29 protein-coding genes are annotated in these 25955 nt (G+C 67.0%); 15 read left to right on the top strand and 14 right to left on the bottom strand.

Features of this window, described 5'->3' with window-relative positions; translation table 11 throughout:
* The first annotated feature begins 1 nt into the window (after position 1).
* The 6 genes from K329_RS0102150 (at position 2) to K329_RS0102125 (ending at position 5979) form a co-directional block, all read left to right on the top strand.
* Entirely contained in the window at positions 2–1315 is a 1314-nt protein-coding gene (locus tag K329_RS0102150) for a hemolysin family protein (protein ID WP_043641893.1), read from the top strand.
* A complete protein-coding gene (locus tag K329_RS0102145; protein WP_028471766.1) occupies positions 1312–1674 on the top strand; it encodes a hypothetical protein in 363 nt (120 codons plus the stop codon). Before K329_RS0102150 ends, K329_RS0102145 begins: the two co-directional genes overlap by 4 nt.
* A 78-nt stretch (positions 1675–1752) precedes the next feature.
* Positions 1753–3159, top strand: coding sequence for an FAD-binding oxidoreductase (locus K329_RS0102140; protein ID WP_052336261.1), 1407 nt, complete (start codon positions 1753–1755; stop codon positions 3157–3159).
* On the top strand, positions 3156–4448 hold the full coding sequence (locus tag K329_RS0102135) for a class I SAM-dependent methyltransferase (RefSeq protein WP_028471764.1): 1293 nt from the start codon (positions 3156–3158) through the stop codon (positions 4446–4448). The genes K329_RS0102140 and K329_RS0102135 overlap by 4 nt, the downstream gene beginning before the upstream one ends.
* 69 nt (positions 4449–4517) lie before the next feature.
* The gene (locus K329_RS24040; RefSeq protein ID WP_043641892.1) at positions 4518–5165 is read left to right on the top strand and encodes a GNAT family N-acetyltransferase; all 648 of its coding nucleotides are present in this window, start codon (positions 4518–4520) and stop codon (positions 5163–5165) included.
* Between the two features lie 139 nt (positions 5166–5304).
* Positions 5305–5979 (top strand): hypothetical protein, encoded by a 675-nt coding sequence (locus tag K329_RS0102125; RefSeq protein ID WP_028471763.1) that lies wholly within the window; start codon positions 5305–5307, stop codon positions 5977–5979.
* An 18-nt stretch (positions 5980–5997) separates the two neighbouring features.
* Here the strand turns inward: K329_RS0102125 and K329_RS0102120 are convergent, their stop codons facing one another.
* Together K329_RS0102120 and K329_RS0102115 are read right to left on the bottom strand one after the other, a co-directional pair.
* A complete protein-coding gene (locus K329_RS0102120; protein ID WP_028471762.1) occupies positions 5998–6510 on the bottom strand; it encodes a GNAT family N-acetyltransferase in 513 nt (170 codons plus the stop codon).
* A gap of 40 nt (positions 6511–6550) precedes the next feature.
* Positions 6551–6832: a helix-turn-helix transcriptional regulator gene (locus K329_RS0102115; protein WP_028471761.1), complete on the bottom strand. Its 282-nt coding sequence runs from the start codon at positions 6830–6832 to the stop codon at positions 6551–6553.
* Positions 6833–6896: 64 nt separating this feature from the next.
* On the opposite strand from K329_RS0102115, the gene map reads away from it, so the two are divergent.
* The 3 genes from map to era are packed head-to-tail and all read left to right on the top strand — an operon-like array spanning position 6897 to position 9468.
* Entirely contained in the window at positions 6897–7685 is a 789-nt protein-coding gene (gene map, locus K329_RS0102110; protein ID WP_028471760.1) for a type I methionyl aminopeptidase, read from the top strand.
* An 11-nt stretch (positions 7686–7696) separates the two neighbouring features.
* Complete coding sequence (locus K329_RS0102105; protein WP_425411464.1) at positions 7697–8533, top strand: siderophore-interacting protein; 837 nt, start codon at positions 7697–7699, stop codon at positions 8531–8533.
* Complete coding sequence (era, locus tag K329_RS0102100) at positions 8530–9468, top strand: GTPase Era (RefSeq protein ID WP_028471758.1); 939 nt, start codon at positions 8530–8532, stop codon at positions 9466–9468. The genes K329_RS0102105 and era overlap by 4 nt, the downstream gene beginning before the upstream one ends.
* A 75-nt stretch (positions 9469–9543) precedes the next feature.
* On the opposite strand, the gene K329_RS24035 is transcribed toward era, so the two are convergent.
* From K329_RS24035 to K329_RS0102080, 4 genes are all read right to left on the bottom strand, one after another.
* Entirely contained in the window at positions 9544–10380 is an 837-nt protein-coding gene (locus tag K329_RS24035; RefSeq protein ID WP_245596411.1) for a septum formation family protein, read from the bottom strand.
* Complete coding sequence (locus K329_RS24030; protein ID WP_245596410.1) at positions 10377–11204, bottom strand: septum formation family protein; 828 nt, start codon at positions 11202–11204, stop codon at positions 10377–10379. The genes K329_RS24035 and K329_RS24030 overlap by 4 nt, the downstream gene beginning before the upstream one ends.
* A 44-nt stretch (positions 11205–11248) precedes the next feature.
* A complete protein-coding gene (locus K329_RS31590; protein WP_028471757.1) occupies positions 11249–11878 on the bottom strand; it encodes a flavodoxin family protein in 630 nt (209 codons plus the stop codon).
* Positions 11879–11971: 93 nt separating this feature from the next.
* On the bottom strand, positions 11972–13018 hold the full coding sequence (locus K329_RS0102080; RefSeq protein ID WP_084540922.1) for a DUF3631 domain-containing protein: 1047 nt from the start codon (positions 13016–13018) through the stop codon (positions 11972–11974).
* Between the two features lie 720 nt (positions 13019–13738).
* Here K329_RS0102080 and K329_RS0102070 point away from each other — a divergent pair.
* From K329_RS0102070 to K329_RS30620, 3 genes are all read left to right on the top strand, one after another.
* On the top strand, positions 13739–14254 hold the full coding sequence (locus K329_RS0102070) for a Rossmann-fold NAD(P)-binding domain-containing protein (protein WP_028471754.1): 516 nt from the start codon (positions 13739–13741) through the stop codon (positions 14252–14254).
* A gap of 1304 nt (positions 14255–15558) precedes the next feature.
* Positions 15559–16290: a gluzincin family metallopeptidase gene (locus K329_RS30625; RefSeq protein WP_157571525.1), complete on the top strand. Its 732-nt coding sequence runs from the start codon at positions 15559–15561 to the stop codon at positions 16288–16290.
* A gap of 27 nt (positions 16291–16317) precedes the next feature.
* A complete protein-coding gene (locus tag K329_RS30620) occupies positions 16318–16782 on the top strand; it encodes a hypothetical protein (RefSeq protein WP_157571524.1) in 465 nt (154 codons plus the stop codon).
* Between the two features lie 249 nt (positions 16783–17031).
* Here K329_RS30620 and K329_RS0102060 read toward each other — a convergent pair whose 3' ends face one another.
* The 6 genes from K329_RS0102060 to K329_RS0102040 all read right to left on the bottom strand — a co-directional run bounded on the left by K329_RS0102060 (position 17032) and on the right by K329_RS0102040 (position 21090).
* Complete coding sequence (locus K329_RS0102060) at positions 17032–17259, bottom strand: hypothetical protein (protein ID WP_028471752.1); 228 nt, start codon at positions 17257–17259, stop codon at positions 17032–17034.
* A gap of 444 nt (positions 17260–17703) precedes the next feature.
* Positions 17704–18231: a hypothetical protein gene (locus tag K329_RS30615; protein WP_157571523.1), complete on the bottom strand. Its 528-nt coding sequence runs from the start codon at positions 18229–18231 to the stop codon at positions 17704–17706.
* A 157-nt stretch (positions 18232–18388) separates the two neighbouring features.
* On the bottom strand, positions 18389–19810 hold the full coding sequence (locus K329_RS30110; RefSeq protein ID WP_084540921.1) for a recombinase family protein: 1422 nt from the start codon (positions 19808–19810) through the stop codon (positions 18389–18391).
* 17 nt (positions 19811–19827) lie between these two features.
* The gene (locus tag K329_RS24025) at positions 19828–20046 is read right to left on the bottom strand and encodes a flavodoxin family protein (RefSeq protein ID WP_245596409.1); all 219 of its coding nucleotides are present in this window, start codon (positions 20044–20046) and stop codon (positions 19828–19830) included.
* A 163-nt stretch (positions 20047–20209) separates the two neighbouring features.
* A complete protein-coding gene (locus K329_RS0102045; protein ID WP_028471750.1) occupies positions 20210–20581 on the bottom strand; it encodes a hypothetical protein in 372 nt (123 codons plus the stop codon).
* A 44-nt stretch (positions 20582–20625) separates the two neighbouring features.
* Positions 20626–21090, bottom strand: coding sequence for a hypothetical protein (locus tag K329_RS0102040; RefSeq protein ID WP_028471749.1), 465 nt, complete (start codon positions 21088–21090; stop codon positions 20626–20628).
* A gap of 177 nt (positions 21091–21267) precedes the next feature.
* Between K329_RS0102040 and K329_RS0102035 the strand changes: the two genes are divergently transcribed.
* Both K329_RS0102035 and leuA read left to right on the top strand, forming a co-directional pair.
* Complete coding sequence (locus K329_RS0102035; protein ID WP_028471748.1) at positions 21268–21771, top strand: DUF4085 family protein; 504 nt, start codon at positions 21268–21270, stop codon at positions 21769–21771.
* 214 nt (positions 21772–21985) lie between these two features.
* Positions 21986–23689, top strand: coding sequence for a 2-isopropylmalate synthase (leuA, locus tag K329_RS0102030; RefSeq protein ID WP_028471747.1), 1704 nt, complete (start codon positions 21986–21988; stop codon positions 23687–23689).
* A gap of 108 nt (positions 23690–23797) precedes the next feature.
* Here leuA and K329_RS24020 read toward each other — a convergent pair whose 3' ends face one another.
* Positions 23798–24553 (bottom strand): hypothetical protein, encoded by a 756-nt coding sequence (locus K329_RS24020; RefSeq protein ID WP_052336259.1) that lies wholly within the window; start codon positions 24551–24553, stop codon positions 23798–23800.
* Positions 24554–24617: 64 nt separating this feature from the next.
* Here K329_RS24020 and recO point away from each other — a divergent pair, with 64 nt between their 5' ends.
* Complete coding sequence (gene recO, locus K329_RS24015; protein ID WP_043641883.1) at positions 24618–25424, top strand: DNA repair protein RecO; 807 nt, start codon at positions 24618–24620, stop codon at positions 25422–25424.
* A 3-nt stretch (positions 25425–25427) separates the two neighbouring features.
* On the opposite strand, the gene K329_RS24010 is transcribed toward recO, so the two are convergent.
* Positions 25428–25949, bottom strand: a complete 522-nt coding sequence (locus K329_RS24010; RefSeq protein ID WP_052336258.1) for a MarR family winged helix-turn-helix transcriptional regulator — start codon at positions 25947–25949, stop codon at positions 25428–25430.
* Positions 25950–25955 lie beyond the last annotated feature (6 nt).

Here is a 25955-nt window from a genome sequence, read left to right as displayed (position 1 = left end):
CATGAGCGACGTCTGGATCATCGCCGCGGCCGCCGCTCTCGTCGCGCTCGCGGGTCTGCTCGCGGCCGCGGACGCCGCCCTGTCCCGGTTCTCCCGGGCGCGGGCGGAGGAGCTGGTCGGCGAACGCCGGGCGGGTGCGGTGTTCCTGCGCCGGATCCTCGACGACCCGGCCCGCTACCTGAACTCGCTGATCCTGCTGCGCCTGCTGGCCGAGGTCTTCGCCATCGTGCTCGTGACCCTGCGGGTCGACGAGGCGGTCGACAGCTTCTGGGGGAGCGTCGTCATCACCGTGGCGATCATGCTCGTCGCCTCCTTCGTGGTGGTGGGTGTCGCGCCCCGCACGCTCGGCCGACAGCACCCCGAGTTCGTGGCCCTGAACTCGGCCGCCCCCGTCTGGACGCTCACCAAGCTGCTGGGACCCATCCCGCGGCTCCTGATCCTGGTCGGCAACGCGATCACGCCGGGCAAGGGCTTCCGCGAGGGTCCGTTCTCGACCGAGACCGAGCTGCGCGAGCTGGTCGACATGGCGGAGGCGTCCGCGGTCATCGAGTCGGGCGAGCGCAAGATGATCCACTCGGTCTTCGAGTTCGGCGACACGATCGCCCGCGAGGTGATGGTGCCGCGCCCCGACGTCGTGTTCGTCGAGCGCCACCGCAACCTGCGCCAGACGATGTCGCTCTTCCTGCGCAGCGGCTACTCGCGCCTGCCGGTGATCGGGGAGAACCTCGACGAGGTCGTCGGCTTCGCCTACCTCAAGGACGTCGCCCGCCTCGACTTCGAGGACCAGGACGGCGACGCCGACATCACCGAGCGCATCGAGGACCACCTGCGTCCCGTGCACCACGTGCCCGACTCCAAGCCCGTCGCCGCGCTCCTCACCGAGATGCAGGCCTCGCGCCAGCACATCGCCGTGGTCGTCGACGAGTACGGCGGCACCGCCGGCATCGTGACGATCGAGGACATCCTGGAGGAGATCGTCGGCGAGATCACCGACGAGTACGACGTGGACGAGATCGAGGTCGAGCAGGTCTCCGACGACACCTACCGCGTCTCCTCGCGGTTCCCGATCGACCACCTCGACGACCTCTTCGACGGCTACGACATCGAGGAGGAGGACGCCGACTCGGTCGGCGGCCTCATGGCGAAGCACCTGGGCCTCGTGCCCATCCCGGGATCCACGGTCGAGGCGCACGGGCTCGAGTTCCGCGCCGAGGGCACCCGCGGGCGCCGCAACAAGATCAGCACCGTCGTCATCACCCGCCTCGCCGAGGAGCGCCCCGGCGTCCGCGCGGGCGCCGACAAGGAGGACGCATGAGCGACCTGCAGCCCGACACCCCCGAGCTGAGCGCCGAGGACGGGAAGCTCGTCACGCTGGCCCGCTCGACGCGCGCCCGCACCCGGGCCGACGAGGGGGCCGCGGTCCGCGACCAGGACGGGCGCACGTACGCCGCCGCCACCGTCGCACTGCCGTCGCTCCAGGTCAGCGCGCTCGGGGTCTGCGTGGCCATGGCCGTCGCGTCGGGCGCCCGGTCGCTCGAGGCCGCCGTCGTCCTGGGGGAGTCGGGGGCCGTGACCGCCGCCGACCTGGACGCGGTCCGCGACCTGGCCGGGCCCGGCGTACCGGTGCGCGTCGGGGACCCGAAGGGCGTCGTCGCCGGTGTGACGCACACCTGACCGGATTGGTTGTGATCTACAACAACCCCGACCAAAGTCGGTACACCACCGTCATCTGAGCGGTCTAGTGTCGGATCCGTGAGCACGGTCGGAGAACACGCACACCAGGCCGCGACACGAGCGCTGCTGGACTCGTACGAGGCGCTGCCCGCGGGGGCGCCGGTGCGGCTCGCCAAGCGCACGTCGAACCTCTTCCGCTCGCGCGCGGCGACGAAGGCCCCCGGGCTCGACGTCACCGGGCTCGACGGGGTCATCTCGATCGACCCCGAGGCCCGAACGGCCGACGTCCAGGGCATGTGCACCTACGAGACCCTCGTCGACGCCACCCTCGCGCACGGCCTCATCCCGCTGGTCGTGCCGCAGCTGCGCACCATCACGCTGGGTGGCGCGGTCACCGGGCTGGGCATCGAGTCGACGTCGTTCCGCAACGGACTGCCGCACGAGAGCGTCCTGGAGATGGACGTGCTCACCGGCGCCGGCGAGATCGTCACGGCGCGGCCGACGGGCGAGCACGCCGACCTCTTCGACGCCTTCCCGAACTCGTACGGCTCGCTGGGCTACGCGACGCGGCTGCGCATCGAGCTCGAGGCGGTCCCGCCGTACGTCGCCCTGCGCCACGTGCGCTTCGACGACCCCGTGCGTCTCGCGGAGGCGGTCGAGGCCATCTCCACGAGCCGCACCTGGGAGGGCGCGCGCGTCGACGGTCTCGACGGCGTCGCGTTCACGCCCGACGAGCTCTACCTGACCCTCGCCCGCTGGTGCACCGCCGACGAGGCGGCGGCCCGGCCCGAGCCGAGGCCCTCGACGTACGTCGACGAGATCTTCTACCGCTCGCTGCAGCAGCGGGAGACCGACCTGATGACGGTGCTCGACTACCTCTGGCGCTGGGACACCGACTGGTTCTGGTGCTCGGGCGCGTTCGGCCTGCACCAGCCGCGCGTACGGCGCCTGTGGCCCCGCTCCAAGCGGCGCTCCGACGTCTACCACCGGCTGGTCGGCCTCGACACGCGGTTCGGCATCGTCGCCCGCCTCGACCGGTGGAAGAAGCTGCCCGAGCGCGAGCGGGTGGTGCAGGACATCGAGGTGCCCGTCGGCCGGATCGCGGAGTTCCTCACCTGGTTCGACGACGCCGTCGGCATGCGGCCCGTCTGGCTGTGCCCGCTGCGGCTGCGCGAGCCCGACGGCCCCGGCAGCGCCCGCACGTGGTCGTCGTACCCGCTGGAGCCGGGCACGACGTACGTCAACGCCGGCTTCTGGGGCACGGTCCAGGTCGGTCCCGGCGCCGCGGACGCGCCCACCAACCGCGCCATCGAGGCGCGCGTGCACGAGCTCGACGGCCACAAGTCGCTCTACTCGGAGGCGTTCTACGACGCCGCCACCTTCGAGCAGCTCTACAACGGCAGCCACCTGGCGGTCGTGAAGAAGACCTACGACCCGGACGACCGGTTGTCGACCCTCTACGAGAAGGCGGTGCGCCAGAAGTGACGAGCCCCACCACCCCCACCACCCTCACCATCGGCGACGCCATCGGCTCGCTGATGAAGCACGGCATGCCGGTGCGGTTCACGGCGTACGACGGCTCCTCGGCCGGCCCCGCCGACGCCGCGGTCGGCCTCCACCTCGCGAACGAGCGCGGCCTCTCCTACATCCTCACGGCGCCCGGCGACCTCGGCATCGCGCGGGCCTACGTCATGGGCGACCTGCAGGTGTCGGGTGTCCACCCGGGCAACCCGTACGACGCGCTCACCCTGCTGCTGAGCCAGCTGTCGTTCCGCCGCCCGACGCCCGGCGAGGCGCTCCGGCTGCTGCGCGGCCTCGGGCTCCAGCACCTCAAGCCGCCGCCGGTGCCGCCGCAGGAGCACCTGCCGCGCTGGCGTCGGGCGGTCGAGGGCCTGCGCCACTCGCTGACCCGTGACGCCGAGGTGATCCACCACCACTACGACGTCTCCAACCGCTTCTACGAGCTGGTGCTCGGGCCGTCGATGGCCTACACCTGCGCGGTCTACGAGACCGCCGACGCGACGCTCGAGGAGGCGCAGACGGCGAAGTTCGACCTCGTCGCGCGCAAGCTCGACCTCAAGCCGGGCATGCGGCTGCTCGACGTCGGCTGCGGCTGGGGCGGGATGGTGCGCCACGCCGCGAAGGAGTACGGCGTCAGGGCCCTCGGCGTGACGCTCAGCCTCGAGCAGGCCCAGTGGGCCAAGGAGGCCATCGACCGCGACGGCCTGGGCGACCTGGCCGAGGTCCGCCACCTCGACTACCGCGAGGTCGTCGAGGGCGACTTCGACGCGGTCAGCTCGATCGGGCTGAGCGAGCACATCGGCGTGCGCAACTACCCGTCGTACTTCGAGTTCCTGCACGGGCGCCTGCGTCCGGGCGGCCGGCTGCTCAACCACTCCATCACCCGCGCGCACAACCTGCCGACGCGCACCGGCGCGTTCATCGACCGTTACGTCTTCCCCGACGGCGAGCTGACGGGCTCGGGCCGCATGGTGATGGACGCGCAGGACGCGGGTCTCGAGGTGCAGCACACCGAGAACCTCCGCATGCACTACGCGAAGACGCTGCAGGGGTGGTCGGAGAACCTCGAGCGCAACTGGGACGAGGCCGTCGCCGAGGTCGGCGAGGGCACCGCGAAGGTGTGGGGCATCTACATGACCGGGTCGCGGATCGCGTTCGAGCGCAACGAGATCCAGCTCCACCAGATCCTCGCCACGAAGGCCGACGAGAAGGGCGCCAGCGGCTACCCGCTGCGACACACCTTCGGCGTCTGAGGGAGCATGCGGGCGGACGGTGCTCCACCCCTGCCGTCCGCCCCGCCGCCCGTCCCGAGGAGAACCCCCATGCAGTCGCAGCCTGGCGACGTCCGGATCGTCGCGTCGTCCTGGGTGCCGGAGGCTCCCGTGGCGAAGGTGCTGGCGGAGGCGTTCGCGACCGACCCGCACACCACGGGCATGCTGGCGAGGGGCAAGGACGGGCGCCCCGACCAGCCCGAGCGGCGCCTCGAGATCCTCTTCCGGCTGCTGCTCGCCGACGGCCTGGCGGGCGGCGGCGCCGTCGACCTCGCGATCGACGCCGACGACCGCACGCTCCTCGGCGTGGCGCTCTGGGAGCCGCCGGGGTTCACCCTCTCGCCGTGGCGTCCGCTGACCGGGCTCCCGACGTACGCGCGGGCGTTCGGCACCCGCATCCTCCAGGCGGCCCGCACCGACCGCTCGGCCGTGCAGCACCGGCCGGCCGAGGCGCACTGGTACCTGCACCTGCTCGGCGCCTCCCCGTCTGCGCGGGGGCGGGGCGTCGGCGGCCGACTGCTGCGCCACGGCCTGGCCCGGGCCGACGAGGCGGGCCTCGGCGTCTACCTCGAGTCCTCGACTCCCGAGAACGTGCCGTTCTACGAGAAGTTCGGCCTCGTCTCGCGGGGGCCCGTGCCGGCGTACGGCACCGCCGACCCGATCGGGATGTGGCGCGAGCCGGGGACGCCCTCGGCCTGAGCGGGGATCTCGGTCCGGACGTCGACGTGACGGCCGCCACGTGCGGGTCCCCCGCCGTGGAGGGGTGAGCACTGTCCGGGCGGGGTAGGGAGCGGCCGGTCCTCCGGGGCCGCCCACCAGATCCGTCCGAAAGGTCACGATGAACCGCGCGCTCCTCGCCGTCCCCACCAGCCTCGTCCTCGCCCTGGCGCTCGCCGCGTGCGGGGGCAGCGACGGCGACGCCTCCGACGGCCCCTCGACGGAGGCTCCGCGCACCGGGGTGCTCGCGAACAGCGAGTTCGGCCTCGCCGACGGCAGCACGACCGAAGTGCCGTTCGACCCGTCGGTGCTCTCGACCGGCGCCCAGGCCGACCTCACGACTCCCGCCACGGTCCTGGTCCCCGGCATCACGTCGGACGCCGAGGAGGTGGCGTTCACCGCCGAGGTCGAGATCGAGGAGGTCGTCGAGGGCTCGATCGAGGACTTCGAGCTCGACGCGGAGAACCTCGCCACCGTCGGCGACGCCGTGCCGTACTACATCGCCTTCACCGCGCGCTACGTGAACGGTCCGGTGGCGCAGCAGCCCGACGTGACGGCGTTCGACGTGCTCGACGCCAGCGGCACCGACCTCGACAGCGGGGTCTTCCTGACCTTCGGCGGCCTCCCCGAGGGTGCGTGCGAGGAGGTCTACAAGGCCCAGGCGTTCGGCGAGGACGCCCAGATGCGCGGCTGTGCCCTGCAGTTCCTCTCGCCCGGCGAGCCCGCGACGATCCAGTGGGCACACGTCTCGCCGACCACGCCGGTCGCCGAGCCCGTCAGCTGGCCGATCGGCTGACGGGACAGCGGCGGCTCCTCAGCCCGTCGGCACCCAGTAGCGCCGCTTCAGCACACCGGCGTCGGAGCGCGTGTCCTCGAGCTCGCCGCCGCACCGCTCGATGGTGCGGATCGAGCCGACGTTGTCGTCGTCGCAGGTGACGAGCGCACGGTCGACGCCGAGGTCGCGCACCAGGTCGAGCGAGAGCCGCAGCATCGCGGTCGCGTGCCCCTGGCGCCGGTCGGCGGGGCGGACGCCGTACCCGATGTGCCCGCCCACCTCCAGCAGGTACGGCGTGAGCCGGTGCCGGATCGAGGCACGCCCGACGATCCGGTCGTCGACCACGCCGACGCGGAAGGACGCCGGGACGCGGCCGGGAGCGAGGCCGACGCCCTGCTCGGTGCGCTCGACGGCCACCAGGTAGTCGGCCCAGGACAGGCCGGGCTCCCAGCCGAGCAGGAGCTCGAAGCCGTCCGCAGCGAGCTCGTCGTGGGCGCGCAGCGCCTCGGCCTCGTCGGCCGCGCGCAGCGGTCGCAGGGTCAGGGCAGCCATGCGGTCCAGGCGACCACGCGGGGGTCGTCGCGGCAAACGGTTATCCGCGACCGGCGGCCGGGGTGGCGCCCGCACGGTCGGGCCCGCTGATCTCGGCCCACACCTCGTCGAGGGAGATCCCCAGGACGTCGGCGATCGCCGCGACGGTGGGGAAGGCCGGGGTGGCGACCCGGCCCGACTCGATCTTGCGCAGGGTCTCGGGGGAGACCCCGGCCAGCAGGGCGGTCTCGAGCATCGGGCGGTCACCGCGGGCGCGGCGCAGGAGGGCGCCGAGACGCTGTCCGCGCTCGACCTCGGCGGGGGAGAGGGGCAGCCTGACCATGGGCCCGATAGTAGTACCGGGATAACATTGCCGGGATAGTTATCCGAACGGCGAGAGGTGCCGCATGATCGAGATCTTGAACCCCGTCAAGGTGGCCCGCGCCCGGGAGACCGGCGCCCTGGTCGGCCGCATCCTGGCGACGCTGCGGGAGCGCAGCACGGTGGGCACGAACCTGCTCGACCTCGACCGGTGGACCGCGCAGATGATCCGGGAGGCGGGGGCGGAGTCCTGCTACGTCGACTACGCGCCCTCCTTCGGTCGTGGCCCGTTCGGGCACCACGTCTGCACGGCCGTCAACGACGCCGTGCTGCACGGTCGGCCGCACGACCTGGCGCTCGCCGACGGCGACCTGCTGACGCTCGACCTCGCCGTGCTGCTCGACGGGGTCGCGGCCGACGCGGCGATCAGCTTCGTCGTCGGCACCTCCCGGCCCGCCGAGAGTCTCGCGATGATCGAGACCACCGAGCGTGCCCTCGCGGCCGGCATCGCCGCCGCGCGTCCCGGGGCGCGCATCGGCGACCTCTCCCACGCGATCGGCACGGTGCTCACCGAGGCCGGCTACCCCGTCAACACCGAGTTCGGCGGCCACGGCATCGGCTCGACCATGCACCAGGACCCGCACGTCTCGAACACGGGCCGACCCGGCCGGGGGTACAAGCTGCGCCCCGGTCTGCTGCTCGCGCTGGAGCCCTGGGTGATGGCCGACACCGACGAGCTGGTGGTCGACGCCGACGGCTGGACGCTGCGGAGCGCGACCGGCTGCCGGACCGCCCACACCGAGCACACGATCGCCATCACCGACGAGGGCGCGGAGATCCTGACCCTGCCGCCAGGGTTCGATGCCTCGGCCTGACCGCGCCTAGGATGCACCCGGTGAGCACCCGGGCCCAGCAGTTCGTCGCGCGCGTCGTACGACGTGAGCAGCTCTCCCCGCACCTGGTGCGCCTCGTGCTCTCCGGCCCCGGCCTGCGGGCGTTCGCGTCCACCGGCGTCCCCGACGAGTGGGTCGGCCTCGTGGTGCCGGGCCAGTTCCAGAGCCGCTACTACACCGTGCGCTCCTGGGACCCGACCGCGTACGACGGCGACGGCGCCCTCGTGCTCGACGTCGTGGTCCACGAGACCGGCCTCGTCACCGAGTGGGCCCTGCGCGACTGCACCGGCGACGAGGTGACGCTCCTCGAGCCCAAGTCGTCGTTCACGCTGCCCGACGGTGCGGCGTGGGTGCTGCTCGTCGGCGACCTCACCGGTCTGCCCGCGATCGCCCGCACCCTCGAGACGCTGGCGACCACGCACCCCGAGCTGCCGGTGCGCGTCTGGGCGGAGGTGCCCGACAGCCCCGACGAGCTGGCCGGCTACCTGCCCGACGGCACCGACGTCACGTGGTCGTCGCCGCCGTCGACCACCGACAGCGACCTCGCCGCGGTGGTCGAGCAGATCACGTGGCCCGAGGGCGAGGGCTACTTCTGGATGGCGGGGGAGTCCGCGCAGATGCGGGCCATCCGCAAGCACCTCATGCGCGTCGTGAAGCTGCCGAGCACGGCGTACGACGTCATGGGCTACTGGCGAGGGGGAGGCCAGAAGCGGCAGCCCCGCGCCGTCGACCCCGGCCCCATCTGGCGGGCGGGCAAGGCTGCTGGTCACACCGACGAGCAGATCTGGGCGGCGTACGACGCCGCCCGCGAGCAGGAGGAGCAGCGATGATCGGATCCGAGCCCAAGGCGGAGGGGTTCCGTTCCGGGTTCGCCTCGTTCGTCGGTCGCCCCAACGCGGGCAAGTCGACGCTGACGAACGCGCTCGTCGGCACCAAGGTGGCGATCACGAGCTCGCGCCCCCAGACCACCCGCACGGTCGTGCGCGGCATCGTGCACCGCGACGACGCCCAGCTGATCCTCGTCGACACCCCGGGCCTGCACCGGCCGCGCACGCTGCTCGGCGAGCGCCTCAACGCCCTGGTGACGACCACCTGGGCCGAGGTCGACGTCGTCGCCGTCTGCTTCCCGGCCAACGAGAAGATCGGTCCCGGCGACCGCTTCATCGTCAACGAGCTCGCGAAGGTGAAGAAGACCACCAAGGTCGCGATCGCCACCAAGACCGACCTCGCGACCCCCGAGCAGATCGGCGAGCACCTGCTCGCGATCGCCGAGCTGGGCCGGGCGACCAACACCGAGTGGGCCGAGATCATCCCCGTCTCGGCGACGGGCGGCGACCAGGTCGCCCTGCTCGCCGACCTCCTCGTCGGCCAGCTGCCGGAGGGCCCGCCGCTCTACCCCGACGGCGAGCTCACCGACACGCCCGAGGAGGACATCGCGGCCGACCTCATCCGCGAGGCCGCCCTCGAGGGCGTGCGCGACGAGCTGCCGCACTCCATCGCGGTGGTGGTGGAGGAGATGCGGCTGCGACCCGACCGCCCCGACGACAAGCCGCTCCTCGACATCCACGCCAACCTCTTCGTCGAGCGGGACTCCCAGAAGGGGATCATGATCGGCCACAAGGGCGCCCGCCTGCGGGAGGTCGGCACGGCCGCCCGCAAGAACATCGAGGCCATGCTCGGCACGCCGGTCTACCTCGACCTGCACGTCAAGGTCGCGAAGGACTGGCAGCGGGACCCCCGCCAGCTGCGCCGCCTGGGGTTCTGAGCCCCGACGGGCCGCGGGTCTCTCGGTAGCTGCTGCCGCCCTAGCGCGACAGTGTCGACCTCTGACGCACGAGCGCTACGCGGGCGCCCAGCAGATGCCGTAGGTCTGGCCGGCCGTCCACTGCTCGGGGGTGGGCCACTCGTAGCCCCACTCGTAGTCGAGCGCGTCCTCGGCGAGGCCTGCGGCGACGCTCTGGCACGGCTCGCTGCCGGCCGCCTCGGCCTCGGCGGCGCCGGGGTACGTCGTACCGAGGTCGACGACGTCCACGGCCCGCCAGGTGTGGTCGGCCGCGCAGGCGACCCGCGCGAAGCCCTCGGCGCCCGGGCGGTCGGTGCCGCAGAGGCCCCACGCCGCGCCCGCGTCGGTGGCGAGCACGCCCTCCATCGTGGCCGGCAGCTCGCCCAGCGTCTGGTCGGCGACGACGGCGATGACGTCGCAGCGGTACCAGTCCGCGCCGGCGTCGGACTGCTCGAGCGTGGGGGAGTACCAGACCGGCCGCAGGACGCTGAGCCGCAGCGCGTCCTCGTCCGCACCCAGGTACGACGCCAGCCCCGACGGGCAGGCCGCCGCGACGGACGCGGTGACCTGCGCGGAGTCGACGGCCAGGAGGTGGCCGCCGACGTACGTGTCGAGGACGCCGACGCCGTACGTCACGGCGGTGTGGGTCTGGGCGCAGTCACCGGCCGGGGTCTCGGTGGTCGGTGCGACCGCCTCCTCGTACGTGAGTGCGTAGCAGGCGCCGACCTCGGGGCGGGGCACGGCGGTGGCCGTCGGCGCCGGGGTGGCCGTGGTCGACGTGGCGGACGACGTCGGCGCGGCCTCGGGGGAGTCCTCGCCACCGCCGCTGCACCCGGCGAGCGTCAGCACGAGCGCGGCGGCGAGCGCCGCCGTACGCGGGAGAGCCGGCCTCACAGCTCGGTCTTCGCCCAGCAGATCGACCGGCGGTTGCCCGCCGACCACTGGCCCTCGCCGAACCACGTGTAGCCGAAGTCGTAGTCGAGCGGGTAGCCCAGCCACGCGCTCACCGACTCGGAGCAGAAGTCGCGCGAGCGCACCTCGACGACCTGGTCGCCGGGGTACTCCGTCGTGTCGTCGCCGAGCCGCACCGTCGTGACGGCGCGCCAGGTGTGGGGCTCGGAGCACGGGACGCGGGGGGAGTCGTTCACGTCGGCGCCGTCGGCGCAGATCATCCAGCGGTCCTCCGGCTGGGCGCCCACGAGCAGGCCCTGGGCCGTCTCGGGCAGCTCGACGTACTCCTCGGAGGTCGCGCCGCCGCCGACGATGTCGCAGCGGTACCAGCGGGCCCCGTCCTCCCACGCCGCCTCCGACGGCCGGAACCAGGCCCAGCTGACGCCGGCGCGCATGACGACGGACTCGTCCGCGCCGAGGAACTCCTCGAACGCCGTGCTGCAGGTGCGGTAGGCCCAGGCCCCGAGCGAGCGGGAGTCGTACTCGACCTCCTCGAGCTCGGGCGGCAGGTTGCCGACCTTGTAGGTCTCAGCGGTGTGCGACTCGCCGCAGTCGACCGTGGTGGTGGCGTTGGTCGGCTGCGCCACGTCGTCGGGCACGAGGTCGCGGCAGGCGCCCAGCTCGGGCGGCTCGACCGCGTCCACCTGGTCGGGATCGGGGTCGGAGCCCTGGCCGTCGGTGGTGCAGGCGGCGGTGGCGACGAGCACGAGGGCGGCCAGCGCCGTGAGGGTCGCCCGGCCGGAACGGCGGGAGCGGACGGGTGGCACGGTGACGAGCTCCTCGGCGCGGGGTGCGGGCGGGCCGACCGGGGTCATCCCGCGGCCAGCGCCGCGATCGTACCGCCCAGCTCGTACGCCGCGGCCGTGTCGGCGTCGTCCACGTCACCCAGCACCGCGAGCACCTCCGCGGACCGGCGCCACGGCAGCGCCCCCGCGATCGTGAGCACCGAACGGACGGCGCCCTCCGCGTCGTACCGGCCGTGGACGTAGAGGCCGAACGGCAGCTTTCCCGAGCCGCCCGGCCCGCCCGCGGCCCCGTCGTCGGCGAGCGACCCGCCGATCTCGAGGAACGTGGAGTCGAAGAAGTGCTTGAGCGCGCCCGCCATGTAGCCGAAGTTCGACTCTGAAGACACCCTATCAGCGTCAACTAGGGAGGATGGGGAGGTTCCAGTGGGGTCTGTCTGCCCCAGGTCGCCACCCACGTGCATGAAGGTGCGGTCGAAGAAGTCCTTGAGCATCCCACTCATGTAGCCGAAGTGGACTGAGGTACCCAAGACGATGCCCGATGCGCTCAGAACGTCGTCCACGCTGGCCTCAGCAGCCTTCCTAACCACCACGTCTACCCCCTCAATCTCGGGGTCGTTGCACCCAGCCACCACAGCATCTGTGAGTGCTCGGACGCTGCTCGTGGGGGAGTGGTGGACCACTAGGACAGACGGCATGTGCTCGACGGTAGTCGGGAGGATGGGGAGGGTCGAGACAGCAAGAGACCCGGTGGGACGAATCCCACCGGGTCTTTGTGTTGCTACATAAACTCAGGCTGCTTGTGCCTGTTCAGGCCGTTCGGGAAGCCACTCATCCCACACCGGCTCTAGGTCTCTCCTGAAGTAGAAGGAGGACGAAATCTTGCGTGGCTGCACGCCGTAGCCCTTCATGCGACCAGCCAGAGACTTGGCAGTCACGTTGGGCAGTCGGTCGTCCCGGGTGATGTAGTCGGCCAGCACAGACGAAGCCACACGGTCTACGTGGTGCTCATCGAACCACTCTCGGATGACAGCAAGCACAGCCTTCTGCTCGTTGTGCTCGTTAGGCCAGTTGTGGTGCTTCTGTGCTCTCAGGACTCGCTCAGGCCAGTCCGCTCCGGCAGCCTCAGCGATGGACAGCAGAGGCACCCAGATTTCGTTCTCACGGTTGACCTTGGCTGGTCGGACGTTGACGTACTCATGGCCCGCCAGGCGTGCCTGCAACTCGCGCTGGTAGTCCTCGTGGTCAGCCGGGTCAAACCACTCTGCTGGCTCGCCAATCCTCATCTGGATTGGGATGCAGCGCTGACGCGTGTCCTGAGGCATGGAGCCGTTCTCGATGCCCGCGAACGCCAAAGCGCCGTAGACCGGGATGGGGCCGGACTTGCGCAGAACGTGGCCCCCTGGCTTGTAGCCGTCGTTGATGACCGCAGTGAGCACCTTGCGCTCAGGGTGAGACGTGAACAGGTTCTGGTTCTCGTCCAGGAACACCGTGCGCGACGTGACGATGTTGAACAGCCCAGCCGTGCTTGTGGTGCCTGCTCGCTGGCCGTTGTGAGAACCGAACGAGATGACCTCAGCCTGAGTGGTCTTACCGCAGCCAGGCTCAGGGGCCACGATGAACAGACGGGGAGTCGCCCGCCAGGTCGGCATGGCATGTGTGTGCGCAGCCCACAGGACCGCTAGGTCATGGGTGGACTCGTTGGGGTGGTACACGAACCGCTTGTGGAACTCCACGTAGCGGTCAAGGGTCTCTGCCAGCGTCTCGGGCGGTAGAGAGTCGAGGTAGTCAGGAGCCTCATCGGTCACCGGTGGCTCTAGTGCATCATCATTCGTCATTTTGTATCTCCTATCGGTGCTGGCACGCCTCCTAGTTGTCGTTGCCAAGGCGTCCACCCTATCACCTGGGAGGCTGGTTGTGAAGGCATCCTTGCAGGTCAGAGGCCCTTTGTGCGGGCTCAGAACATTGGGAGTGGCCCAGACCAGAAGGGTCAATTGTTGGGGCCGTTAGAGGTAGCGAGTGCATGGAACACACTTCTAGCCAACCTCCATCGAACAGGCGTTCGACTCAACCACTACGATGAGCAATGGGCATGAACCCTTCTCGTCGGGAGCGCTGGCCCATCCCCAAGACCACCCGCCATGTGTGGGTGCTGCGTCGCTTCCGCTGGGAGGTGCCGTGGCAGGGCTTCGTGCTCGCATGGGAGAAGCGGGGTGCTGAGTGGTGGGCTCACGTTGTCTACGTGGACCAGGAGCCGGTTGCCACATGGGTGCCTGCCAGGTCGTTGGTTCCCATCAGGAGCGTCCCTGAGGAGCACATGCACAGAAGGGGCCGGTAGGGGAGTGAGTTCCCCTACCGGCCTTGTCACGCTGCCAGGTCTTGCAGGAAGGCTGCTCGTGCCTGCTCTGCGTGCTTGTTTTCTGTAATCGACGCACCTCCTGCTCTGTCGGGAATGGAAAGGTTTGCCGTTAGTATCAATAATGAGGCAGAACCGTTTATGAAGCAAATTAGAGACGAATATTCTGGACCATTCCTGGCATTAGCGGTAGGATTGAGGTATGGAGAACCAAGTATCGACACTGGCACTGTTCCTCATCGGTGCTTCTGGCGGAATGGGTGCCTTGGTGGCTGGCCTAGTGACGGCTTGGGTCAACAGCCGCAACGAGAATCGCGCCAAAGAGCGCGCAACTATCGAGTGGTACCGAGAGAAGAAGTACGAGGCGTATTCGAAGTTGGTCTTTATGACGCATCGAGATGCGCTAAATAGGCTGGTTCAAAGCACGATGAGAGCGCAAGGCCGGGAGCCCACGATTTCTCAGGATGACCTTGAGGTGCGCATGAGCGTCTTGGAATGGCAGGAGCGCGCAGGCATGCTGTACGAGAATGAGTCGTGGCCCGATATCTTGAAGTGGAGCAAGCAATTGAATGAGGTTGACATCACTGAAAAGCGCATGCAGCAAGCCCGCACTATGCTTTGGGCCGTCCTGACCAGGGATATGAGGAACACGACCGTACCCAAGAAAGTGGTCGTCGGAGAAGATAAGAAAAAGAGGTTCGGTCGGTCCGCCAAGTGACGCTCCAAGTTGGCGTTGGGAACCAAGCCGAGTTACCTTAGATATGTACCGCCTGACGACCTAGGAATGCACCAAGAATTTGACTTGGGAATCAAGGTCGCGTATAGTAGTACACATAGCAAGAAACCACGGCAGAACGCTTGCAAATACACAGTCTTCCGAAGCAATTCGGGTGCCCCTCAAGATTTCGTCGTGGTTGTCTTGAGGGGCATTTTTTATGCCTCAGGGCAGGCAAAGCGGGCAAGCCAACCGAACCGGGTAGCCACTCCAGAGCCCAGAGATAAGCAGGAACACGGCGCGTGGTGCGTATAAATCAAGGAACCACAGAAGCCCCTGTGAAAGCGAGAACTAAAGTCGGCCTGTTTCCACAGAGTCTCTGCCCCTAGGTGCAGTCTATTAAAAAATAAGCATCTAACAAACTAATCAGTACACGCGGGGCTTGCCCCGCACCCCAAGCGGGCAAGCCCGCTAGTTAGAGAAGATTGATAGTTAAGAGAAGATGGACAATCCCTTCTTAACTAGTAGATAGAAGAGTTCAACGGATGAGCGTAGCGATTCCGTCCGGCCCCTGGCCGGGTACAAAACAACAGAGAGAAGATGAACATGAGTGGCAGTACAGAAGAAACTGTTCGCCTCTAAGGTAGAAGTAGTCCCTTACGAGAGAACCAACGAAGCAGCAAACGAAATTATTGAAGACGACGAAACATGGTGGATATGTCATGGGCCGGCTGGCCGTGTCCCTGTTATGGCAAACACAGCAGTTGAAGCAAAGAGCCGGTACATAGAAAAGACGTTTGAGGCATATGCCAAAGACCAAGACATATAATTTCTACTACTGTCAGGACTGTTGAACACTCCTAACAAGCAATAGAGCAAAGAGACTGTGCCCAGAGTGTAAGAAGCCAATGACCGTCATCGGTTGGGTTGAGTCAGTGCAGTGAACCCCTCAGAAGCAGCAACCTGAGGGGTCTTGCTGTGTCAAGATGCTTCAAGTCACCGAATGTAGACGGGGGAGACCGTGAACGCCAAGAAACAGAAGCAGATTCGACAGTTATCGGGTCCATTCATGGTGGACCTAGTGATGCTTGAAGAAGAGTTTTCGGGAGGGATTGACTACCAGAAGAGCCTTGCTCGATGCCGGGACCACTACGCCAAGGTTGTAGGTCATCTTCAACCAGACGCCGCCAACCAGATGACGACTCTTTTCGAGGCGCTTGACTTTTGCGTGTCAAGAAATGCTCGTTACGACTTCCACGAGATACATCTACTGGTGACTACGCTTTACGTCGCTGGAAGGATTTAGTATGAGCAGAAGACTGATTGGCGGGGGAGTCGCAGCCGTCGTGCTGCTGGTGGTGGTGGGCGCAGTCCTGCTGAAACTGTCGGACGTACCTGAGTGGACCAAGGCGAACTCTGGCCCGTGGGTAGCCTTTGGTGCCCTTGTGACGCTAGTGGGAGTGGTCATTGGTCTGTATGTGCAATCGCGTCTCGCCAAGGCTGACCGGGAAGCACGAACCAGTGACGCTGAAAAAGCGGTACTAGCAGCGTCCGAAGAGGCCAGCAACGACCGCCAGGCCCAGACAGACAATCTGTTGAAGGCTCAGAAGGCAGCGGCAGACGAAGCAGAAGCCAACCGAGCACACGCGTTACAGAGTGCCCGTGAGGAGCGGGCACATCAGGAGGAGCGCTCACAGCGGGAGTGGTACCGAGAGAAGCAGTTCGATGCCTTGTCATCTTTGGTGGCTCAGACAACCAAGGCAGCCAACATTGTCAACCAAGGTCAAGACGACTACGACGAGTACTTGAACGAGTACGAAATGCAGGCTCAGAAGGCGGCCGCCTTAATTCCCCAAGGCAATCCTCTGAGAATCGAACTTCTCCATGCGACCCACAACGTCTTGGAGAGTTTCAAAGAACGCGACCGTCCGGGCATTGTTGGTCAGCTGGTGGTTGCTAGGGCGTGTGCAATCAAACTACTCACAGGTCTAGACGGCAGTCATGCAGGCAAGAGTGAGCCCCCGGAAGAGACAGCCTGAACTGCCTAGGAGTGCGAGGATGCAGTCATGCTGACTGAATGGGCACCCGTGTTCACGGTCCTAGGGGCCATAATCGCCGCCAGCCTTGGTCTGCTTGGCGTCGTTTACACACAACGTAAGGCCGCCGAGCGAGAACGTGAGAACTGGCGTCGCGAACGCGTATACGAGGTTGCCCGAGATATCACTAACGTCGTGTCATCGGTGCACTACCAGGTACCTGTTCCAGAGCCGACAGTCATCGTTGCCTCCCTGAAGCCACAGTTTGTGTTGCTCTACTCGTTGGTTCCGAACTTCAACGAGATTGACGAATACGGCGCGATTGACCGCTTCATTGACGGTGAGGGTGACGCTAGAGACAACATCGTCCGCGAGGTAGAGGCAATGATGCAGATTGTGGTGAAGCAACTGCACACTGATGAGAAGCGCAGGTGGCCTAAGAGGAAGAAGACACCTGAGATTCAGTCACATGACCCCGACTGTGACCACTCCTAGTAGTTGAAAGATAAGAAGCAGAGGGCCAAATGTCGGGAACAATCAACGGGCGAACTGCTTCTGGTGGGTGCCGTAGGCATACCCAAGTGCTCCGGTTACCTCATTCCTAGCCCGTAGAGCCACCCACCATCTTTCCCAAGCCACAGGATGCCCTGTGAGGGCCTAGCGCAATGTCAGTGGCCCACGGACCCATACAAATGGCAAAGGCCCCTCAGAATCAATCTGAGGGGCATTGCTTCATGTCTACGGTCAGACGCCGTGGACCTGACCGGGCTTCTTCTTCTCAGGCTTGTGGAACACGAGCATGGCCGGGTGAGAGAACTCAGGGTTCTTCCCTGGCACCACGGGAGCAAAGCCCACGAACTGCCAGCCCTCCAACTCAGCCTCTCGCAGTGCGTCCTGAAGCGCCTCAGCCGCCGATGACCCCTTAGCCCTCTCCGAGTAGATATCCCTCAGCGACTCGACCTTGTACGGCATGTGTTCCCCTCTCAGATACGACAAGACCCCACCAACCTAGCGGTCAGTGGGGCCTTGCAGGGAGAGGAATCAGTGAGCAGCCAGGTAAGCGTCAGTCAGCGTCTTGGGCAGACGGCCACGCGAGGGGTACTCAAGGCCCTGCGTTTGTGTTTACGCTAGTTCTTCTTCAAGGGTGTTAAGTCGATGCTTCATGCGCTCGATGCGAACGCCAGCCTGTTCAATGTCTTCAATGGTCTTGTTCATAGGTGCTAGGAATCGCTCATCCCAACTTCTTAGTTCTGCTTCTAGCGCATCAATCTTTGCGCCCATCTGTTCTAGTGTCATGTTTTTCTGCTCTCTTGTTCTGTATTCGTCAGCGGCATGGCCGTTTGACGTTAATACAATTATCTCAAAGATTCTTCTAAATGCAAACTGCGGCAGGTGGGAAACAAGGCGGCCTCACCCTCAGAGAAGTTGAGGTGTCGTCGCCTTTCGTGCCGAACGTCGTTGTTTCCGCGATTCTCTTGCGCCGGTGTCTAGAAGGTCTTTTTGCAGAAAGGCGACGAAAGCGTGTCTAGTGTTGGCGAAACTGTCACCCGTAAATTCTCCTTCCTGTAGTTTTGTAAGGAGTTCGCGAAATTCATCATGTTTGCTCTGGTGTAACAACATCAGGGCTTTAATCTGATTTCCTTGAATGACAAGAACTGCGGCATCTAGTTCATCTTGCCGACTCCACGTTTGCTTTGTTTCGATGACTCTCTTCTTGCTTAATCTCAGCGCGCCTGAAAGGTTTGCGGCCTCAGCCAGAGAGGAGAACGCCTCGTACTTGCGACTCCGGTACCAGTCTGTCTTGGCCCGCCGTTCCACTCTTCGCTCATTGAGGTGGTTCACGTAGGCGGTCACGAATCCGGCAATGAGTGCGCCTACTCCACCCGCAGCGCCAATCAGCACAAGGGCGGTCGTTGACACCTGATTGGTAGTTTCGGCATCCATTGCGAAACCTCTCTTGGTTAGTCGAAGTTGAGAATAGTCGGCTCTTGGCACGAACAGCAAATAAGCGTTACCCGGCAGTTGCAGCAAACCTCCCGCTCAGTGAACAGGTTGCCGCTGAGGTCAGTCCAGAAGCGGGGGAGTTCGGACCGGAATACTCTCATACTTGCTCTACCTTGATGCGGTCAACTGACTTGGGGGCAGTCAATCGCTCGCTAGTCCCATCGGTGTAGAAGACCTCAAGTCGCCTCACGTCATACCCGGCGCGACCGCCCCGGGTAGTGGGATGAACGATGACGCTCTTGACCTTATTGGCAATCCACAACCGCTGCTGACTTAGGTTCATGCCGTAGAAATCGACCATGCCGTTAATGAAGGTCTGGGAGATAGCGTCCAGCGTGACCACTTCGCTGGCTTCCTTAACGAGAGCACTACGGGCCTCACGCTCAGCCTTGAGCATGGGCTGTACGTCTTCAAGGGCCAGGTCTCCACTGGTGAACATCGACCTAATGTCTTCTAGACGCTTGTCGATAGCAGCAATCTCGGCATCAAAGTTGCGCTCATCAGCCTTGGGAGCAACCGGTGCCTCTTGGAACTTGCGCCAGGCAGCATTGAAAATAGCGGCATCGGTGTCAGGCATCTTCACAGACGTAGAGCCGCAGGCAGTGGGGTCAGTTACGGGGGAGGGGCAGCGGTAGGAGGGTCTGTCTTTGAGTCCGTTCCCCTTGAGTCCCGTCATGCAGCGAGAGCACACCAGGAAGCCACTCAGAAGGTGCCTGCGAGCGTTCATACCCGGACGGGCAGCAGCAGTCTTGAGAGCGGTAGCAGCCTCAAAGGTGGCCTCATCCACGATGGACCCAAACGCTGTCTTGCCGACGACTTTGCCGTTAGAGGTGAGGATGCCCGCGTACTCGGTCCTGCTCAGAATCTTGCCGATGGTGGCACCAGTCCAAGGCTTGCCAGCAGTCGTCTCTAAGCCACGAGAGTGCAGGTCTGTTGCGATAGCCGACGAGGACTCACCTGCTGCACGACGGGAGAAAATCTCACGGACCAACTGAGCCTCATCCTCAATGACCTCCCAGGTGCGGGAGTAGCCCAGCACTCGGTACCGGCCACCCTGCTTGAGTCCGGCAGCAGCCCGTCCAGCCTTCTGGCGAGTGATGCGCTCAGCGGTGCGCTCAGCCTCAGCAGCGTCCACGTTGGCCTTGATACGGGCGACCATTCGACCATCGGCGGTACTGAGGTCGTCTTGACCAGACACACAGGTGTCGAACCGGATGCCGTGGTTTTGGTGGAGGTCAATCAGGTCTTCAAGTTCCCGAGGACGACGGGTCAGACGAGAGTTGGAGTAGGCAACGATGACCTCAAACTCACCGGCCTTGGCAGCCTCCAACATCGAGTTGTAGGAGGGACGCTCGCGCTTGACGGCACCTGCCGCTGAGACGTCGTTATCCTCATACCGAGCAACTACCTCATAGCCCTTGGTGTCACACAGAGCCTGAGTGTCCAGTGCCTGCCGCTCTACGCCGTGTCCTTCTCCTGCGTAGTCCCGGCTGATGCGTGTGTAGGTCGCTGCCCTCATGCTCCCTATCCTCCCTGCTATGGGCTGTCTTCGCCCGCCATGTAGCCGAAGTTCGCCGAGCAGCCCAGCACGATGCCGTCCGCAGCGAGCACGTCGGCGGCGGTCGCCTCCAGCGCCGGGCGTACGACGACCTCGACCCCCTCGATCGCGTCGTCCCCGGCGCCCGCGACGACGGCGTCGGTCAGCGCCCGCACCGAGCGGGTCGGGGAGTGGTGGACGACGAGGACGGAGGGCATGGGGCGACGGTAGCCGGGCCGGGGAGGCCGCTGGTCGTGCCCGGCGCGTGTAACGCGGTGTCCGAGCTACTGCACACGTGTTCTTACGCGTGTGGAGACACCCGGACACCGCGTTACACCGGGCGCACGGGCCATGGCGCAGCCCAGACCCCGTCGCCGGTGGTCATGCCTGGTCACTCGTGCTGGCGCGCCGTCGAGACCACAGCCGTTCGCCGACCACCACACCTGAATTCGTCAAGGCCATCAACGGCACCGCGATGGCGGCGAACGTCCAGGGGGACAGCTCCAGGTTGAGGACCGTCATCATCACGACGAGAACGCCGAGGACGTGGAAGAACGCCCGCCACTGTTCGCCCGGATCGCTCAGGTCGCGTCGCTCGACCGGTCGCAGAACCGCCTCTTGCCCCCGTGGCGCGAAGGTGACGTAGGCGAAGACGCCCACCATGAGTGCTGACAGCGTCAGCCCGGCAGTTCGCTGGACGGGCGGCACATCGATCCAGAAACCCGACAGGAAGACGGCGACGTACACCGCCATGAAGACGAACGACCACGCGAATCGACGAATCGGACCGAGGGCTCTCACCGCTGAGGCCAGCGTTGCTCGCCCGGCGGTGGGAGGAAGAAGAACTCCTTGCTGGCGAACCGTCGGGCGTCCCACCTCGTGAGGGCCTTCATGCCGCGAGCGAGGGCGAACCCCAGGGGCAAGGACGCCAGAATCAGCAGCCAGAACGGCACGTCGAAGACCAGCATCAGCACAAAGACCATAGCCACCATGACTCCGACGCCGACCCAGTAGAGGGTCAGTCCGAGGCCGGTCCGGGGCAGACCGATCTTCGCCTGCTTGCGGAGCCGCGCCCTCCCGGCGGGGGTGAAGAGCTGGTAGCAGGTGTATCCGGCGAGACCGAGCCAGAAGACGCACGCGACGACCTTGTCCGCCACTGAGAACGAGGAGCTCATGAGCGCTGCAACGATCTGAACGACGAACACCACCAGAAGAAAGCGCTGAGTGTTCACCGCCGACCTGAATGTCGCGTCGTCCACCATGCGCGCTGGGTACCCGGGGAATTCACGGACAAACGTTAAATAAACTTGCCGTGGGGACCTTTCCCCATTCCTCGAAATGCGCGACGACGATCTCGATATCGAACGCAGGCGCTATTCCGCCAGCTGCCGCCACAGACCGACGGTGGCCACCGCGCGGGCGTGCCGCACGATGGTCGGATGCGCTACTTCACCCGCGACTGGGCCGACGGGCTCCTCTCCGACGAGGAGACCGATCAGGCGTCCGAGGCCTACCGCGCCCGGCTCGCCGAGATCCGGCCCCTCCTCCCGCCCGGCGCGGCCGAGCTCGCCGACGCCGACCTCCACGACGCCGTGATCGACCTCGTGGCCTGGGCCCCGCACGACCGTCGTCTGGTCGCCTCCTGGGTCGCCGGCGACCTGCAGCGGGGGTACGTCGAGGTGTTGGTGGTCTACACGGGGGTGACGCTCGACGCCGGGGCGATCGAGGCGTTGCGCGACCTGGCCCGCGACCGCGCGGCCGAGCTGATGTACGACGAGGTCGACCTCGCCGACGACGGTTCGCTGCGTCACCGGCTGCTGTTCTGGCCCCGCCACGAGGTCGTCGTGGCGTTCGGCGACGTCCAGGTGACCGTCGACCCGCGGCCCGACCGACGGGTGGACCCGGGCCAGGTGTTCCACGAGGAGCACCCCGACGACGTGTGAGACGTCGGGGGAGGGCGCCGACGGGCCGGTGCTAGCATCGGCAACCGTCATGATGATGCGCCAGCTTCTCCTTCGCTGCCGCAGCGAGGTCTGACCCACTCCCACGCGGGAGCAGAGGTACGCCGGACCCCTCGCTGCGGAGATCGTGCTGCGCCCGGCTCGCCCCCGACACTCTCGGGTGCGAACCCCGTGACCATCCATGCGAGGAAACGCCATGACGAAGATCCCCAGCCAGCAGCCCAGCGGAATGCCCGTCCACCGCTACCGCGCCTTCGAGCCCGTCACGGTGCCCGACCGCACGTGGCCGGACCGCAAGATCACCGCGGCCCCGCGCTGGCTCTCCACCGACCTGCGTGACGGCAACCAGGCCCTGATCGACCCGATGACGCCGGCGCGCAAGCTGAAGATGTTCGAGCTGCTGGTGGCCATGGGCTACAAGGAGATCGAGGTCGGGTTCCCGGCCGCCAGCCAGACCGACTTCGACTTCGTGCGCGACCTGATCGAGAACGACCGGGTGCCCGACGACGTCCGCATCTCCGTGCTGACGCAGGCCCGCGAGGACCTGATCGAGCGCACCGTCGCCTCCCTGGCAGGCGCCGACCACGCGACCGTCCACCTCTACAACGCGACGGCGCCGCTGTTCCAGCGCGTCGTCTTCGGCGTCACCGACGCCGAGTGCATCGCCATCGCGACCCGCGGCACCGAGTGGGTCATGAAGTACGCCGACCAGCTGCTGCCGGGCACCGACTTCGGCTACCAGTACTCGCCGGAGATCTTCACCCAGACCCCCACCGACTTCGCCCTCGAGGTCTGCGAGCGCGTCTCCGACGTGTGGCAGCCCGAGGCGGGCCGCGAGATCATCCTCAACCTGCCGGCGACCGTCGAGATGTCGACGCCCAACACCTACGCCGACCAGATCGAGTACTTCGGTCGGCACCTCTCGCGCCGCGAGCACAGCGCGATCAGCCTGCACCCGCACAACGACCGCGGCACGGCGGCCGCCGCCAGCGAGCTGGGCCTCATGGCCGGGGCCGACCGCGTCGAGGGCTGCCTCTTCGGCCACGGCGAGCGCACCGGCAACGTCGACCTGGTGACGCTCGGCATGAACCTGTTCAGCCAGGGCATCGACCCGATGATCGACTTCTCCGACATCGACGAGGTGCGCCGCACCGTCGAGTACTGCACCCAGCTGCCGGTCCACCCGCGCCACCCGTACGCCGGGGACCTCGTCTACACCGCCTTCTCCGGCTCCCACCAGGACGCCATCAAGAAGGGGCTGGAGGACCTCGAGCGCCAGGCCGAGGCCGCCGGCAAGCCCGTGGGGGAGATGCCGTGGGAGGCGCCGTACCTGCCGATCGACCCCAAGGATGTCGGGCGCAGCTACGAGGCCGTCATCCGCGTCAACAGCCAGTCCGGCAAGGGTGGGGTCGCCTACATCCTGAAGGCGGAGCACAAGCTCGACCTGCCCCGTCGCGCGCAGATCGAGTTCAGCCGCGTCGTGCAGGAGCGCACCGACGCCGAGGGCGGCGAGATGACCCCCGAGGCCATCTGGACCGTCTTCTCGTCGGAGTACCTGCACCGCGAGGCCCCGCTCAAGATCAACTCGATCCACTCCTCGGCCACCGACGGCGAGAAGGACTCGCTCAAGGCGAACGTGTACGTCGACGGCGAGCAGCGCACGCTCGAGGGCTCCGGCAACGGCCCCATCGCCGCCTTCGTCGACGCGATCAACGGCCTCGGGTACGACGTGCGCGTCCTCGACTACGCCGAGCACGCCCTCTCGTCGGGCGGCGACGCGCAGGCGGCGGCGTACGTCGAGTGCGCCGTCGGCGAGAAGGTGCTGTGGGGCGTCGGCATCGACCCCAACATCGTGCGCGCCTCGATGAAGGCGATCGTCTCCGCGGTCAACCGCGCCTGACGCTCCGGCGCGCTCACGTCCGACCACGTCCGACCACGTTCGCGGTAGGTGGCACCCGTCCGACGGGTACCACCTACCGCGATCGGTGTCTCGGGCCCCACAGTCCCGTCAGCCCGTCTCGTGCGCCCGGGAGCGCACGGCCTCGCGGATCTGGTCGGTGTTCTCCTCGAGGATGTCGGTGACCATCTCGTCGGTGCGGGGGTCGGCCAGCACCTCGAAGACGATGCGGAACGTCGTGTCGGCCACCAGCTCCACGATGTCGTCGTGGAAGGGCACGTAGCGCAGCCGGCTGGTGACGGGGTCCTGCTTCACCTTCTGCAGGATCATGCCCTTGAGCTCGGCCTCGTTCTCGCCGAGCGCCCGGGCGATGTTCTTCGTGTAGTGGCCGGTCTTCAGTACGGCGATCACCTCGTCGACGACGGCGATGGTCACGGGCCGCTTGATGATCCGCACGATCGTGTCCATGAAGTGGTCGATGATCGCGGCGGTGATGCGGTCGCCGAACGCCCGGTCGGCCGCGCGTCCCAGGCGCGCGAACACGACGATGATCCGCAGGAGCCGGAACGCACGGAACGCCGGGTGCGAGAGCGGGATCATCCCGAGGACCTCGTACCAGTACTTGAACGGGTACCTCCAGTCGCCGCGGTCGCGCCGCCAGCGGTAGACGAACTCGATCGCGAAGATCGCGCAGATCGCGATGTCGGCGCGGATCACCCAGCGCTCGACGTCGTCGCGGACGTCCCAGAACGTGATCCACATCAGCAGCACGACGGAGACGATGGCGAGGACGAGCATGAACCACTCGACGAAGCGCACCGGGGGCTTCGTCGGATAGCTGCTGAGCGGCAGCGTCGGGGACGTCATGGGGAGAAGTCTCCTGCACGCGTGTCAGCGCCGTGCGTCGCGGCACGCCCGGCACAATGGGCGGGTGCCCCTCTACCGTGACGAAGCCGTCGTGCTGCGCACCCACAAGCTGGGTGAGGCCGACCGCATCATCACGCTCCTCTCGCGCCGCCACGGGCGCCTGCGGGCCGTGGCGCGGGGCGTGCGTCGTACGACGTCACGCTGGGGCTCGCGGCTCGAGCCCTTCGCCCACGTCGACCTGCAGCTGGCCGAGGGCCGCAGCCTCGACACCATCACGCAGGCCGAGACCCTGACCCCGTTCGGGGCCGGCATGGGCGGCGACTACCAGTGCTACACGGCCGGCACCGTGATGCTCGAGACCGCCGAGCGGCTCGTCACGGAGGACAAGGAGCCCGCGGTCCAGCAGTTCCTGCTGCTCGTCGGCGGCCTGCGGGCCATGACGGGCGGGGAGCGGCAGCCCGGCCACGTGCTCGACTCCTACCTGCTGCGCTCGCTGGCCGTGGCCGGCTACGCGCCGACGTTCCTGCACTGCGCCGGGTGCGGTCTCGAAGGCCCGCACCGCTACTTCAACCACGCGGCCGGCGGCGTGCTCTGCGTGACCTGCCGCGTGCCCGGCTCGGCCTCGCCGGCACCGGCCACGATCCTGATGATGTCGGCGCTGCTCACGGGCGACTGGAACGAGGTCGAGCGGCTCAGCACGACCGAGCCGCGCGCCGAGCGGGAGGCCACCGGGATCGTGTCCGCCTACCTCTCCTGGCACCTCGAGCGCGGCCTGCGCTCGCTGCCGTACGTCGACCGCGCCCGCCGCGAGGCCACCCCCGTCGGGGCGCTGCTGGAGGACCGGTTCCCGGTCATCCCCGCCGACGGCTGAGGGTCACTCCGGCAGACGGGTGAGCGTGTCGTTGAACCGCGTGAGCGCCCGGCCGAACTCGTTGCGCTCCTCCGGCGTCCAGGCGGCCATGATCTCGTCGAGCCGCATCCGCCGGTGGGCGCGCGCCCGACGTACGGCGTCCTGGCCCTCCTCGGTGAGCGCCAGCAGCGAGGCGCGGCGGTCGGCGGGGTCGGTGGACTTCTCGGCGAGGCCGAGCCGCACCGCCGCCTGGGCCTGACGGGTCACGGTCGAGGGATCGAGCCGGTACGCCGCGGCGATCGCCCCGAGGCGCTGGGGGCCGGCGTCGTCGAGCAGGCAGAGGATGCCGTAGGTCGACCGGTCGAGCTCGTGGTCGCCGTGGGCGGTCTCGACGTGGATCGAGTTGGTGCGCCGGAAGAGGGTCAGCAGCTGCTGCTCGATGACGCCGTTGAGGCTGAGGGCGCCGGCGTCGTCGCCGGGGATCCCCGGGTCGCTGCCGGGCGTGCCCGTCCCGCTGTCGCCCGGTGTGCTCGCTGCGGCTCCCACGCGGCC

Origin of the sequence: Nocardioides alkalitolerans DSM 16699 (genome assembly GCF_000426525.1) — a bacterium.
GTDB classification, from domain to species: domain Bacteria; phylum Actinomycetota; class Actinomycetes; order Propionibacteriales; family Nocardioidaceae; genus Nocardioides; species Nocardioides alkalitolerans.
Note: the sequence above shows the minus strand (reverse complement) of the source record. Positions and strands in the feature narration are given on the sequence as shown.

What these genes read in the sequence shown, in the direction of transcription:
- K329_RS24025 (WP_245596409.1), bottom strand. Translation starts at nt 20,046, where the DNA reads ATGCCCTCCGTCCTCGTCGTCCACCACTCCCCGACCCGCTCGGTGCGG.
- K329_RS0102115 (WP_028471761.1), bottom strand. Translation starts at nt 6,832, where the DNA reads ATGGTCAGGCTGCCCCTCTCCCCCGCCGAGGTCGAGCGCGGACAGCGT.
- K329_RS0102035 (WP_028471748.1), top strand. Translation starts at nt 21,268, where the DNA reads ATGCGCTACTTCACCCGCGACTGGGCCGACGGGCTCCTCTCCGACGAG.
- K329_RS0102120 (WP_028471762.1), bottom strand. Translation starts at nt 6,510, where the DNA reads ATGGCTGCCCTGACCCTGCGACCGCTGCGCGCGGCCGACGAGGCCGAG.
- K329_RS24040 (WP_043641892.1), top strand. Translation starts at nt 4,518, where the DNA reads ATGCAGTCGCAGCCTGGCGACGTCCGGATCGTCGCGTCGTCCTGGGTG.
- K329_RS30625 (WP_157571525.1), top strand. Translation starts at nt 15,559, where the DNA reads ATGAGCAGAAGACTGATTGGCGGGGGAGTCGCAGCCGTCGTGCTGCTG.
- era (WP_028471758.1), top strand. Translation starts at nt 8,530, where the DNA reads ATGATCGGATCCGAGCCCAAGGCGGAGGGGTTCCGTTCCGGGTTCGCC.
- K329_RS0102125 (WP_028471763.1), top strand. Translation starts at nt 5,305, where the DNA reads ATGAACCGCGCGCTCCTCGCCGTCCCCACCAGCCTCGTCCTCGCCCTG.
- K329_RS0102145 (WP_028471766.1), top strand. Translation starts at nt 1,312, where the DNA reads ATGAGCGACCTGCAGCCCGACACCCCCGAGCTGAGCGCCGAGGACGGG.
- K329_RS30620 (WP_157571524.1), top strand. Translation starts at nt 16,318, where the DNA reads ATGCTGACTGAATGGGCACCCGTGTTCACGGTCCTAGGGGCCATAATC.
- K329_RS0102105 (WP_425411464.1), top strand. Translation starts at nt 7,697, where the DNA reads ATGCACCCGGTGAGCACCCGGGCCCAGCAGTTCGTCGCGCGCGTCGTA.
- K329_RS0102080 (WP_084540922.1), bottom strand. Translation starts at nt 13,018, where the DNA reads ATGACGAATGATGATGCACTAGAGCCACCGGTGACCGATGAGGCTCCT.
- K329_RS0102070 (WP_028471754.1), top strand. Translation starts at nt 13,739, where the DNA reads ATGGAGAACCAAGTATCGACACTGGCACTGTTCCTCATCGGTGCTTCT.
- K329_RS0102045 (WP_028471750.1), bottom strand. Translation starts at nt 20,581, where the DNA reads ATGGCGGTGTACGTCGCCGTCTTCCTGTCGGGTTTCTGGATCGATGTG.
- K329_RS0102060 (WP_028471752.1), bottom strand. Translation starts at nt 17,259, where the DNA reads ATGCCGTACAAGGTCGAGTCGCTGAGGGATATCTACTCGGAGAGGGCT.
- K329_RS31590 (WP_028471757.1), bottom strand. Translation starts at nt 11,878, where the DNA reads ATGCCGTCTGTCCTAGTGGTCCACCACTCCCCCACGAGCAGCGTCCGA.
- K329_RS0102040 (WP_028471749.1), bottom strand. Translation starts at nt 21,090, where the DNA reads ATGGTGGACGACGCGACATTCAGGTCGGCGGTGAACACTCAGCGCTTT.
- K329_RS0102150 (WP_043641893.1), top strand. Translation starts at nt 2, where the DNA reads ATGAGCGACGTCTGGATCATCGCCGCGGCCGCCGCTCTCGTCGCGCTC.
- leuA (WP_028471747.1), top strand. Translation starts at nt 21,986, where the DNA reads ATGACGAAGATCCCCAGCCAGCAGCCCAGCGGAATGCCCGTCCACCGC.
- K329_RS30110 (WP_084540921.1), bottom strand. Translation starts at nt 19,810, where the DNA reads ATGAGGGCAGCGACCTACACACGCATCAGCCGGGACTACGCAGGAGAA.
- K329_RS24020 (WP_052336259.1), bottom strand. Translation starts at nt 24,553, where the DNA reads ATGACGTCCCCGACGCTGCCGCTCAGCAGCTATCCGACGAAGCCCCCG.
- map (WP_028471760.1), top strand. Translation starts at nt 6,897, where the DNA reads ATGATCGAGATCTTGAACCCCGTCAAGGTGGCCCGCGCCCGGGAGACC.
- K329_RS30615 (WP_157571523.1), bottom strand. Translation starts at nt 18,231, where the DNA reads ATGGATGCCGAAACTACCAATCAGGTGTCAACGACCGCCCTTGTGCTG.